We start from the raw sequence: 12,395 nt of genomic DNA, 5'->3' as shown, positions 1-12,395 counted from the left end.
CAAACCAGAGTATAGTTCAATTATCGCTCAATTATAGTTCGGTTACAGTTCGGTTATAGTTTGGTTATAGTTCAATATTACTTTTTATTACGGTACTACAAGGCTGATTTTAACGGTTGCTCAACCACAAGGTTTGATAGGGTTTGAGTATTAATATTTGGCAAATATCCTCGATTGTATCGCCAGTAATTAAATCATACCAAAAGTCGCTGCTGATCAAATTTACACTCGCGAGTGGCAATGTTAGTGGTGTATCAGAGATATTACTGATGCAAAATATACTTTGGCTACGGTCTATACTTTGTCGCCAAAATCCAAATATTTTTTCACCTAGCTGTAAAGTAAACTGAGTCGCATTCGGATGAAATGCCGGCTGCGCAGTTCGTAATGTGATCAGGTGATTGATGTCATGTAATGAGCGTGCATGTTGACTATCGGGGTTATCAAGTTTGTCGGTGAGTGAACTAAGTGACCAGCGATGTCGATTGATGGAGCGGTTATGGCTGGTGTGCTCTCGCTTTTTATAATCATTACTGGTGCCGAGTAAACTATGAATGTAGATCCCCGGAATACCTTCGAGAGCGAACATTATCGTGTGTGCACAGATGAAACGCGCATGTCCCCATTCATCTTTACCAGCGGTTGTTCCTTGCAGTGCATCATACAGGGTGATATTTAGTTCATAAGGCTTACGTTCTTGCTCTGCTTGTGCATTTTTGGGCGCACTATTATTGGCCGTTACTGTACGCCAAGATATTTGGCCTCCGAATGCTTGCATTGTGGTGACTAACTTATTTATTTCTTTCTCTGACAATAAACCTTCTGTTGGTCGTAAGCCGATACCATCGTGTGAGGCGATAAAGTTAAAATAAGCTGTGCCATTTTGTGCTGGAGGCATACTCATCATCCACTGTTTTAAGTAGTGGCAATTACCTGTGATTAACGTATTGACTAATAAGGGTGGCAGGGCGAAATTGTAAATACAGTGCGCTTCGTTACCATTGCCAAAATAAGTCAGGTTTTCTTTGTTAGGAATATTTGTCTCGGTAATGATAACGGCGTCGGCACGTGCATGTTCGATTAAGGTACGGAGTAAACGCACCATTTCATGTGTTTCGGGTAAGTTAATGCAAGGGGTACTCGCCTTTTTCCACAGGAAGGCGATGGCATCGAGGCGAAATATTTTTACGCCATTATCTAAGTACTGGCGGATAATAGACACGAAGCTGAGCAGCACTTTAGGATTGGTGAAATCCAAATCGACTTGGTCATGGCTAAAGGTACACCATACTTGCTGATCTCCTGATGATGTCGTCGTGCGTCTGAATAAGGGGGACGTTCGTGGTCTGACGACGGCTTCTATATTGATTTGATCTTTATCTTTATCTTTATCACTATCAACTGAGACAGCTGTGTTCGACATTGAGTAGGTTGCGGCAGTATAAAAATAATCATGCCCAGTGCCTTTTCCACGGATGAAATTATCAAACCATTTACTGCGACTAGAGCAGTGATTGATGACTAAGTCAGACATCAGGTGGTGGCTTTGTGCAATTTTTTTAATATCATCCCAGTCACCTAGTGATTCATTGACGCTGGCGTAATCAATGACGGAAAACCCATCATCGCTGCTATAGGGGAAAAATGGCAAAATATGTACGCTATTAATTGTATCTGCGCAGTAATTTTGTAGAAAGTGATGCAATGTCTGTAGCGGTTTTTCATCTTGATTGAGGATACTGTCGCCATAGGTTATCAATACCGTATCTTTTTCTGACCAATGGTTAACTTGTGGTGTCGGTGTATGGCATTGTTCAGTGAGTCGCATTGTATCAATCAGCTCTGTTGCTAAATCTTCTACTGTCACGGATAAATTAATTTCGGCGTAGATCGTGTTTAGCTGCTGTTCTAATCGTTGTTTTAGTTGTCGGTGCGATTTTTGTTGTACTTGTAAATCATCGTTTGGATTTAACATCATCATTTTTATCACCATCCATGCCATCAGTTAGCTATGTTTGCGACGGCAATATAGGCCGCCGATACAAGGTATAACGGTTCATTATTGAGCTATGAAGTCAGCTCTATCTAACTCTACCGCTTCTTTAAGGCGTTCTAATACGTCTGGCATGGCTGAAATAACGCGGTTCCAACTTGGCATAAAGGGTTTTTCCATTGGATTTTCGAGGAAGTTTTGTCCGGCTGTCATGATGTTTTGAGCGAACATTTCGACGGCTTCTTCTTCTGAATGAATATCGAGTGTCAGGCCATTCATTACGGCATCGTTATAATAGGTTTCAACAAAATCGAGGGCAATACGGTAATAAGTCGCTTTGATTGTGCGGAAATTTTCGTTGGTAAAGGTATGACCTTGGGTCGCCAGTTTACGGAAAAATGCCTTGGTAATATCAATCGACATTTTTGATAAGCCACCATCTTCGTTATCTAACGACAGGTCTTGATGTTTGTGATCGTAAACATCAGCAATATCGGCTTGGCATAATCGATTGTGAGAATAATTACGGTGCATTTCTGATAATACGCCAATCTCTAAACCCCAGTCACTTGGGATGCGAATATCGTTAAGTACGTCTTTACGGAATGAGAACTCACCGGCGAGCGGATAACGGAAGCTGTCCATGTATTCAAGGTAATCGTTATGGCCGACAACGCGTTTTAGCGAACGTAATAAAGGCGTGATTAATAATCGAGAAACCCTGCCGTTAATCTTACCGTCAGCAACGCGGGCATAAAAACCTTTACAAAATTCATAGTTAAATTGCGGATTAGCAACGGGATAAATCAAACGTGCGAGCAGTGATCTGTCGTAGGTTAGAATATCGCAATCATGTAACGCCACCGATTCTGACTTTCCAGATGCAAGTGTGTAACCCATGCAATACCAGACGTTACGGCCTTTGCCTAATTCTTTGGGTGCTAAGCCAAGCTCGGCTAGTTCGGCATCAAGTGCTTGCAGGCGAGGGCCATCATTCCATAAAATACGGTGATGTTGTGGCAATGCGCCGAAGAATTTTAACGCATGTTTGTATTGTGCTTCATTCGCGCGATCTAAACCAATGACGATCTCGTTTAAATACGGTACATCTTGTAAATGATTAATAATATTAGGCAATGCTTCGCCTTCTAATTCCGAAAATAATGAAGGTAGAATTAACGACATTGGGCGAGATTTTGAAAACTCAGTGAGTTCTGCTTCCATTGCTTCTAATGGACGTTGATTTAGGTTATGCAGTGTTGTAATAACACCATTTTGATAGAAATCAGCCATGATAAATCTTCCTTAATATTTGCATCTAAGTGGTGAATTTAATGCTTCAAAAATTAAACCGTTGTTAGCTCAAGCTCTGGTGATACTGTCGGTAATAATTTGGATGACAGATTAGGCCGTAGTTTGGGTAATAACTTCGCTAACACTTCTGCCCATCCTGTTGGCCCTGTGTACTTGCTGGTGATGAGGCCTTGTTTACGTTTTAATTTTGGAGGGATATGTGCTGGTGATAAAATGATGGCGGCATATTGCGCAGCTTCTAACATGGCAATATCATTGTTACCGTCACCGAGAGCAATAGAGTAGGGTGTTTGCTGTGGATGAAATAATTTAAACTGATTCATTAACCAGCCCATTGCTTTACCTTTGTTACAATCGCCGCAAACATGCAAGAAACGTCCACCCTCTAAGATCGTCGCCCCTTGTTTTTTTAAGTGTTGAATGAATATTTGTTTTTGTGCTGCATTACCTTTCCAGAGTACAGGCTCGCCATATTGTCGTTGACTTGCAAGGGCAGCACTTTCCTTATCTAATCCTGTCGCATCAACAATGTCGTTAAGTGTCATTGTATGCATACTTGTGAATAACGCTGTCTGTTGTGTCGGAACCGTTTGTAGTAGCGATAACCAATGTTCGCGTGAATGAACAAGGGATTTAACCCAGTAACCATCTTGTTGTATTGTGCCGATAGGTTGATGGCTAAAATAGTTAACTGGTATATAAATAGCAGCCCCATTTTCAACAATAAATGGCCCTTTTAAATCAAGTTTTTTTCTTAGAACGAGTAATTCGGCATAGGTTTTACTGGTATTGGGGATCACGGGTATTGCAGCCTGCTTTAATTCGGCCAATGTATTTAAAGCAGGGGTAAAACTGTAGTTATCATGATCGAGCAAGGTACCATCAAGATCGGTAAAAATGGCTGGGTATTGATCAAGCTGTATTGATTGGGGCGTATATGAATGAACCATATTACGGTTAGCATCTAATTCAAACACCCAGTTACATAAAGCGGGCAGTGTTGTTAACCCATGTTCGGTGACCCGTTGAAAGTAAGCGGTGAACAGTTTTATTTCTGATTCGTTCATGACACGGTTCAGTGGGGAACTAAGCGTGAGTGTTTGTTGTTTTAATTTTGTCTCCTGCGCTAATCGCCATTGATAAACAATATCGAAACTTGGTGCTTTAAGCATGACTAACATATCGAGTCGTTCATAAAGTGCAGCGTAGTGATGTTTGATCTGATGGTTCACATAGCGGCGCCAAATACCGTATTTGTCTTTTGTCGCTTCAAGTCTGTTGACGGGGTCTAATAGTGCTTCATCTGTTTGAGCTTGTACGCCTAAGCACCATCCCTCCAAGATGATGACATCGACAGGTCCGTGAACCATGGGCCATTCCGACTCGGGGTAAGGGTTGTCGGTTGTTTTATTAAAGCGAGGCAGTGCAACAGGTGCTGATTTATGATCTGCGGATTGCAGTTTATCTAGTGTGTCGTGTGCGAGAGATAAATTATGTGTGCCAGGTACGCCACGAGTTTGTAGTAAATGATGTTCATGTTCAGATAGGTTTTTACGTTGCTGGTGGCTATAGTAAAAATCATCCAGAGAAAGCACTGCGACATTCATTTTATATTCACTGGTTAAGTAGGTAGCGAGATAATCAGCGAGTGTTGACTTACCTGAACCTTGGCAACCATTAATACCAAGTAAAACAGGTGTTTGTTTATTATTACCTCGTCCAGATATTACTGAACTACTGCCCAGATTACTCTCAATAGTACTCTCACTAGAACTCTCACTAGAACTCTCCATAGTACTCTCTACTGCACTATACTGGTGCGCTCTGATTGCAGATATGAGGCCTGTGTACCATTTTGCAGCATCGGTTAAATAAGTCGTATCGAGTCTATTACGCTCAATAAATCGGGTTAATTGCGGGTTTGTCATCATAATCGTCATCCTGAATGAGCGAGTCTTACAATGAGTCAATCAATAACTGTGCCAGATATTTTAAATTCACGAACTTTGTACCTACAAAGTATAGTTTTTGACGTTGGGTTAGGGGCGTCGCCATGCTGATTGTTGATCTAGATCAATTTTAGTGGCCGCTATATCGTATTTCTGTTACCATCGCCGCCTTAATCTACAGCTCTGGATTTACGTTCCAGTTAGCTCAATGGGGAATAACCAAATGTCAGCACCAATTACTACCAATAATACCGCTCAAATCACAGTTTGTGCATTATACAAATTCGTACGTTTAGAAAACTTCGAAGCGTTACGCGCGCCTTTATTAGCAAAAATGGAAAGCCAAGATGTTCGCGGTACGCTGTTATTAGCGGCTGAGGGTATCAACGGTACAATTGCTGGGCCACAAGCAGGTATTGATGCTGTATTAAGCTTTTTATCTCAAGACCCAAGTTTGGGTGAAATCTCTTTCAAACAATCTTATAACGATGAGAACCCGTTCTTACGTACTAAGGTGAAGTTGAAAAAAGAAATCGTAACTATGGGTGTTGAAGGTATCGACCCTAACCAAGTTGTTGGTACTTACGTGCAACCGAAAGATTGGAATGCACTTATCTCTGATCCAGAAGTGATTCTAATCGATACTCGTAACGATTATGAAATTGAGATCGGTACATTCCAAAATGCTGTAAACCCGAATACAGCCACTTTCCGTGAATTCCCTGAGTATGTGAAAAACAACTTAGATAAAGAAAAACACAAGAAAGTAGCGATGTATTGTACGGGTGGTATTCGTTGTGAAAAATCGACTGCTTATTTAAAAGAGCAAGGTTTTGACGAAGTTTATCACTTGGAAGGCGGTATTCTTAAGTATCTTGAAGAAGTGCCTAAAGAAGAAACCATGTGGGAAGGTGAGTGTTTTGTATTCGATGCGCGTGTTTCGGTGAATCACGATTTAGAGCAAGGCGAATGTGATCAATGTTTTGCTTGTCGTTACCCGTTAACGCAAGACGAAATGCAAAGTGAACATTACGTGAAAGGCCTGAGTTGTCACCGTTGCCACGATCAAGTATCTGATACACAACGTAGCCGTTTTGCAGAACGTGAACGTCAAATGGAATTAGCTGAGAAACGTGGTGAGTCACACATTGGTGGTGAAATTAAACATATCATTGATGAACGTCGCGTAGAAAAAGCAAAGAAGAAAGCTGAGCAAAACTCAAAATAAGGTTTAGACTTATTTGAGTGTTTAGCTAAGAACTAAAAAGCCGCGATTTACTGATTCAGTAACCGCGGCTTTTTATTATCTATTGTTTGCTTATTTAGTCGTTTTATTAGAAACGACGACCAATAGAGAAGATCACTTGGTTCCAGTTTAAGAACCCATATTCTAAGAACATGTTCCACTCTTGTTTTGGACCGAAATCATAAACCATACTGACAGACATGTTACCTGTTTCAGCACTTTTAAGGTTAACCTCATAATCAACGTCTAATGTATTTTTATCCAGATCGAATGTGTAGCTACCTGTGATATCTTGATTAATTAATTGGTAGTTATAACCAAGCATTACCGCCAATTGGCCACCGGGAACTGCGTAGCGTTGACCTGTACGGAATGAGCCGATATAGGTTTGAATGGTACTGTCAGTTGTTGTTGTCCATGAATTGGTAAAGGCCATTACACCAGTAAATATAAACGGGTGCATACCAGGTATCACCTCAACTTGCCCTGCTAACACTTGTCCAATACCAACATTATATGCTTCATATTCAATTGGTAATGTTAGTGGTAGAGGAATACCAAGAGATTGAAGATTAATATTAATATCTTTATGCCCCTTGGTATAGCCAACTAAGCCATAAACGTTCCAGAAAGGTAAGATCCAAGCATCGACTTTAAGCTGAATACTTTCATCTTCACCCGTAATATCAACATCTTCAGCAGGTATGACAATATTTTCGTCAATGCGACCAATAAGTCCTTTACCAGAACCTTTAAGTCCTAATTTAAAGTCATCTTGTGCAACATAACCAACTTCTTGCTTGTTATAAAAAACATTAAAACCCAGCGGGATAGGCAGCTGATAACCCATTTCACGGGCTTTCTTTCCTAAGAAAGGTAAACCGCTCCAGTGTTCTTCTTGAATAGCTTGTTCTTGAGACTCAAGCGACTGTAAGCCTAATAACGCTTCACCTTGAGGCTTGAATGACTCTGGAAATGACGGAGCATTATTTGAGTCGACCTCTATTGCAGCCGATGTTTCTGGCGTTAAAGTGGTGATGCTCGTGTCGTTTGCAAATGCAAGCGGCGCGGTTAATGCGGTTAATAAAGCAAGTGTTGTTAATTTCATTTTATTGCAAAAGTCCAAAATAGTAATTTGTAAAAAAAATAACTAGTAAAAGTATTGTTTTAAGTTGTATTTATAATCGTTGTCAGTCGTACTTTAAAAAGCTTCAGTGAATGTCAGGAAGAACCCGCTATCATCAGCACTAAAGCCAAAATCTATGCGCACATTCATGCGTGGTTGTAATTCGTAACGATAACCGACACCGTAGCTGTAGAGCATATTTTCATACAAACTTGAATCATCACCAGCAACCGATCCTATGCCGCCCCATACCGTCATACCGTGCGCAGATAAATTACCGTTGCTACGTAAGAAGGTATGGCGATATTCCACAGTGTGTTCAATTGCATTGTTATCTCTAAATCGACCTGCGTACAATCCGCGTAGTGAAAAGCTACCGCCTAACGTTGGCATATCGTAGAAGGGTACGTCACCTTTACTCCACTGAAGCGCATTGTATACGGCAACAACACGGCCTGGGTTGAAGCTGTGGTAATAGCGGTAATCAAGTAGTACTTTTTGGTAGTCGTTATCACTACCGATGACAGAACCATAATTGATATATTCAAAGTTTAGATACTGACCTTCCCACGCATTAACGGTCACATCGCGCGTATCATAGTTTAGTGTTACACCTAACCCGATAGATAAAGGCTTGTCTTTAAATTCATTAAAATTATCATCTAGTGTGGCTGTTTCGGGAATTTCATCTTCGTCAGCTTGATAATATTTTAAACGTAAAGCAGGACCAAAATAGAAACCATAGTCATTTTTGAATGAGAGGTTGGCATCATAGGTCAGTGATGTATTGCGCATTAAGGTATCGTCAGATGAATCTTGTGCTTTACCTTTGTCATAACCAATACCCCAGTAGTTTTCGGCATCATCACTAAAGGTAAGTGCACCACTGAATCGAGTATCATTGTTATTAAAGAATAGGTTTTGCTTTGAGCGAATACCGTAACCAAAGCCTGCATCGCCTTGTGTACCAACTGCAAATAAAGAGACACTTGAGCGTTGTAAATCTTGTTCTTCTCGGTTGGTGCTAAATGAGAATAAACCACCAGCAGCAAGCATAAAGCCGACTTCAGGTGTATACGCTGGGCCGCCTAACCAAGATGTAATCGAAGAACCATTCTTCTCTTGGTGATCGTCAATCGCATACTCGAGATCGCTTTGACGTTGGTTTAACTTTTCACATGCCGCTTCTTCTTTACAGCTGTCAATCGCATCATCAATCGCATCAATCGCACTGTTATATTCATCAGTACGTTGCTTCGCTTTTTCTTCTGTGTCGAAGAAAGGCATATCTACCACATCTGTTGGTAAATGTTGATATTGAATGAGTGGATCTGCAGTAGCCGCTAACGGAGCGAGAATAAGCACAGATAAGTAAATTCGTTTAAACAAGTTAACTCCAGAGTATTGGCGGTATAAATCGGCGTGATTGTAAATTTACAACTGTGAAAAATAAGTAGAAAGCGACCGACATCTTATGCTCAGTTGTATCTATGATAAGCATCAATTAAGTCGTCGATATTACAAAGATGGCGTATTTTAGGTGTGCACTAGAATTAATGCAAGCTGTTGAAAATATTCAATAATGTATCACTAGGTATATTAATGTATTGTATTTATCTTAGTAGCGATAAGTCAGGTTAGTAATAAATTGTTGGCGACTAATACCACCAATACCACCATATTCAAATGCTAATGACCAGCCCTCTTTTATGCTGTAGTTACCCCCGACGAGTCCCATCCACTTATCTGTATTTTCTTGTTTTATTTGATATTCAAAATTCTCACCCGAGTCGTCTATAGGTTGTGAGCCCGTTAGCGTTAATCGGCTGGTTAAATAACTAGTACCCGCATACAGGGAAAAACTTGAACCGTTATTGAGCTGAAACTTTTTTCCAACCCGAGGTAGAACATTGATGACATAACCACTGGTATCTCGATCCATCTTGCTCCAAGAGAAAGTTATCGGTACGGCGATGAAATAACTGTTCCAGCCACCGACAAACACGGTTCCGACACTATAAGCTGTACCAGCTAAGCTAGACTGCTCTTCGACTTCAATACGTTTATCAGTCAGTAGATAGCACTCAAGCGGTTTTCTTTTTGCAGAGCAATCAGTACCGAGTTGATCTAAGGCTTTATTACCGTCAATGGAAAAGTTGATATCTACACTACCTGATAGTTTACCTACCGTGGCAAATACATTCATAAATGGTAAAACCCAAGCATCTAGTTTTAAATGCGGGGTTGAGGTATCTGATGTGATCGTATCAAAGGATATGAATTCGATGTCGACTTTTTCTGAACCGTTAAATCCAAGTGACAAATCTGTCAGGCGCATGTCCTGTTTCACCTTGGCATAAATGAGGCTTATCCCAAACGGTAGGGGTAAATCATAGCCATTCATAATGACGTCTTGGGCAAAGAAGGGGAGCATGCTTTCCCATTGCTTCGATGGTGATGTACTTTGCTTTGCTGTATCGATTATTTCAAATTTGGGGATGGCCGTGTCGGCTTCTAAAATTAACTCTTCTTGTTGGTATTCTGCACGTGATACATTTGCGAACATGAGTAGTGTTGCAAAGAATATTAATAACGTAAGCACTTTTAGTTTCATTTATTCCAACAATCCAGAATGTTAATATTTTTCTTACTAAGAAAAAGTTTGGCCTGAGCAGCCAAAAGAGTAAACATTCTAGGGGGACGATAAAAGTAATGCAAGATATTGAAATATTTACTAATATATAACTAGTTATTTTATTTAATCATATCCTTACGTAGTTTATCCATATAATCCTAAGTAATTAGTAACGATAAGATAGATTAGCAATAAACTGTTGACGACTATCACCACCAATACCACCATATTCAAAGGCCAGCGACCAACGTTTATTTAAACTATAATTACCGCCCACAAGGCCCATCCATTTATCCGCATTCTCTTGTTTTATTTTATAATCAATGCTTTCTCCTGTTCCTGGAATCGGCTGAGAGCCAGACAGAGTCAACTGGCTTTTTAAATAACTTGTGCCGATATATAGAGATAAGCTTGAACCGTTATTAAATAGAAATTGTTTACCGACGCGGGGTAAAATATTGGATATATAGCCTTCGGTTTCACTGCGGTCCATATTGGTCCAAGTAAATGTAATGGGAACAGAGATAAAGTAATGGTTCCAACCGCCAACAAACATCATGCCAGTGCTGTAAGACATCCCTGTTAAGTTAGCTTCGATGTCTTCTACTGTCAGGGCTTTGTCACCAAGCGCATTGCATACAGGTTTATTTTTGATCTGTGAGCAGTCAATGTTTAACTGTTGTAAGGCATCATTACCATCAATGGTAAAGTTAATTCCGACAGTGCCGGACACTTTACCTATAGTGGCAAACACATTCATAAAAGGAAACAGCCAAGCATCTAGTTTTAACTGAGGGGTATGTGTGTTCGATTTCGTATTTTCAAATGAGACGAAATCGATATCTACTTTTTCTGAATCGCGAAATCCAACAGATAAATCGGTGAGCATCATGTCTTGTTGCACATTGGCGTAGATGAAGCTGATACCAAATGGAAGTGGTAAATCATACCCATTCATTACAATATCTTCGGCATAAAACGGAAGGGTATGATTCCATTTTTTAGCTGGAGACGCAGCTTGTTCACTACTCGGCATTTCCAATATTGTTTCAGGAATATCAGATTCGAGCGTGATCTCTTGCACTTCATATTCATATTCATAGAAGGATTCAGCTTCTACAACGAATGGTGTTACAGCAAGAAAAAATAAGTAAAGTGGCTTAACCAAGTTGTCTCCAAAAGTACGCAAGTATATGCGTCTGCATTATGAAGAAACAACTGGTAAAACTACGTAATTATAGTGAATATTTAATAAAGTAAACTTGAACCGATAACCATTAATAAACAAAATGCGAACTTGCGCATGGTATCTAAACTAATTGGCGGTGGGTAGTGTTTTGCAATCCAACTCACACCGAGTACCACGGGAATACAAGCGGCTGAAAAAATAAGCATATCCGCGGTTAGCTCTCCCCGTAGTCCAACCATTGTCAGGCGGCTAATTGAGCTGACAAAAAAGATACTTAATAGATATAAGCGAATAAGGTTTAGCGTAAAAGGTTGGCGATAGAAGATATAAACGAGAGGTGGTCCGCCCATACTAAACATACCATTGAGAATACCCGATGCAGTACCGGCACATAAAAAAGTGAATTTTTTGGATTCTTTGCGCTCTTTATGTGGAGACTTTAAGATCATACTAATACCCGCACCGATAATAGCGATACCGAGTATGGTTTGTAAGATCTCATTAAAGGAGCCGCTTAGGTATTCGAGTAGATATAAGCCGATAAACATACCAGGCAGCATGCCTGCGACCGTGAGTATGACGATACGTCTGTTTAGTTGTGAGAAACAACCTTTAATGATGAATATACTATTCATTAATGTCACGGTGCTAATGACGACGGAAGTAAACGCGATAGGCACGAGATTAAAACTGGTGACGGTTCCCATGACGATCATGCCCAAGGCAAAACCAGCAATACTTTGTACGTAGGTTGCAACGGCAATAATAGCCATAAAAGGCACTAAAGTTTCAACAAGCATTCTATATTCCTAACTTATGGCACTAATACGATTACGTGGTATTTACTCATGAAAGTTGGCATGAATGCGCTGTTATGTGTAATTACTTAACATTTTCGAGATAAGGCGGTTATTGTACTGAGAATAGCGTTATTACTCAAACA

At 40.3% G+C, this 12,395-nt stretch carries 9 protein-coding genes; 1 reads left to right on the top strand and 8 read right to left on the bottom strand.

Annotated features, from left to right (window positions below; all coding sequences use genetic code 11):
• Positions 1-109: 109 nt before the first annotated feature.
• From HWV00_RS12360 to HWV00_RS12350, 3 genes are all read right to left on the bottom strand, one after another.
• On the bottom strand, positions 110-1,975 hold the full coding sequence (locus HWV00_RS12360; protein ID WP_211686544.1) for a sugar phosphorylase: 1,866 nt from the start codon (positions 1,973-1,975) through the stop codon (positions 110-112).
• Between the two features lie 84 nt (positions 1,976-2,059).
• Positions 2,060-3,286 (bottom strand): glycosyl transferase, encoded by a 1,227-nt coding sequence (locus HWV00_RS12355; RefSeq protein WP_211681646.1) that lies wholly within the window; start codon positions 3,284-3,286, stop codon positions 2,060-2,062.
• A gap of 53 nt (positions 3,287-3,339) precedes the next feature.
• Positions 3,340-5,238, bottom strand: coding sequence for an HAD-IIB family hydrolase (locus tag HWV00_RS12350; RefSeq protein WP_255554525.1), 1,899 nt, complete (start codon positions 5,236-5,238; stop codon positions 3,340-3,342).
• Between the two features lie 241 nt (positions 5,239-5,479).
• Between HWV00_RS12350 and HWV00_RS12345 the strand changes: the two genes are divergently transcribed.
• On the top strand, positions 5,480-6,484 hold the full coding sequence (locus HWV00_RS12345) for a rhodanese-related sulfurtransferase (RefSeq protein WP_211681643.1): 1,005 nt from the start codon (positions 5,480-5,482) through the stop codon (positions 6,482-6,484).
• 106 nt (positions 6,485-6,590) lie between these two features.
• On the opposite strand, the gene HWV00_RS12340 is transcribed toward HWV00_RS12345, so the two are convergent.
• The 5 genes from HWV00_RS12340 to HWV00_RS12320 all read right to left on the bottom strand — a co-directional run bounded on the left by HWV00_RS12340 (position 6,591) and on the right by HWV00_RS12320 (position 12,252).
• Positions 6,591-7,610 (bottom strand): hypothetical protein, encoded by a 1,020-nt coding sequence (locus tag HWV00_RS12340; RefSeq protein WP_211681641.1) that lies wholly within the window; start codon positions 7,608-7,610, stop codon positions 6,591-6,593.
• Between the two features lie 93 nt (positions 7,611-7,703).
• Positions 7,704-9,017, bottom strand: coding sequence for a BamA/TamA family outer membrane protein (locus HWV00_RS12335; protein ID WP_211681639.1), 1,314 nt, complete (start codon positions 9,015-9,017; stop codon positions 7,704-7,706).
• A gap of 229 nt (positions 9,018-9,246) precedes the next feature.
• The gene (locus tag HWV00_RS12330) at positions 9,247-10,242 is read right to left on the bottom strand and encodes a hypothetical protein (RefSeq protein ID WP_211681637.1); all 996 of its coding nucleotides are present in this window, start codon (positions 10,240-10,242) and stop codon (positions 9,247-9,249) included.
• Between the two features lie 187 nt (positions 10,243-10,429).
• On the bottom strand, positions 10,430-11,431 hold the full coding sequence (locus HWV00_RS12325; protein WP_255554523.1) for a hypothetical protein: 1,002 nt from the start codon (positions 11,429-11,431) through the stop codon (positions 10,430-10,432).
• A gap of 80 nt (positions 11,432-11,511) precedes the next feature.
• Complete coding sequence (locus HWV00_RS12320; protein WP_211681636.1) at positions 11,512-12,252, bottom strand: sulfite exporter TauE/SafE family protein; 741 nt, start codon at positions 12,250-12,252, stop codon at positions 11,512-11,514.
• Positions 12,253-12,395 lie beyond the last annotated feature (143 nt).

The sequence above is a fragment of the Moritella sp. 24 genome, from assembly GCF_018219155.1.
Classification (GTDB): Bacteria; Pseudomonadota; Gammaproteobacteria; order Enterobacterales; family Moritellaceae; genus Moritella.
This window is presented reverse-complemented; position numbering and strand designations above follow the sequence as displayed.

Coding starts and splice junctions, on each gene's coding strand:
- HWV00_RS12360 (WP_211686544.1), bottom strand. CDS start 1,975: ATGTTAAATCCAAACGATGATTTACAAGTACAACAAAAATCGCACCGA.
- HWV00_RS12355 (WP_211681646.1), bottom strand. CDS start 3,286: ATGGCTGATTTCTATCAAAATGGTGTTATTACAACACTGCATAACCTA.
- HWV00_RS12350 (WP_255554525.1), bottom strand. CDS start 5,238: ATGATGACAAACCCGCAATTAACCCGATTTATTGAGCGTAATAGACTC.
- HWV00_RS12345 (WP_211681643.1), top strand. CDS start 5,480: ATGTCAGCACCAATTACTACCAATAATACCGCTCAAATCACAGTTTGT.
- HWV00_RS12340 (WP_211681641.1), bottom strand. CDS start 7,610: ATGAAATTAACAACACTTGCTTTATTAACCGCATTAACCGCGCCGCTT.
- HWV00_RS12330 (WP_211681637.1), bottom strand. CDS start 10,242: ATGAAACTAAAAGTGCTTACGTTATTAATATTCTTTGCAACACTACTC.
- HWV00_RS12320 (WP_211681636.1), bottom strand. CDS start 12,252: ATGCTTGTTGAAACTTTAGTGCCTTTTATGGCTATTATTGCCGTTGCA.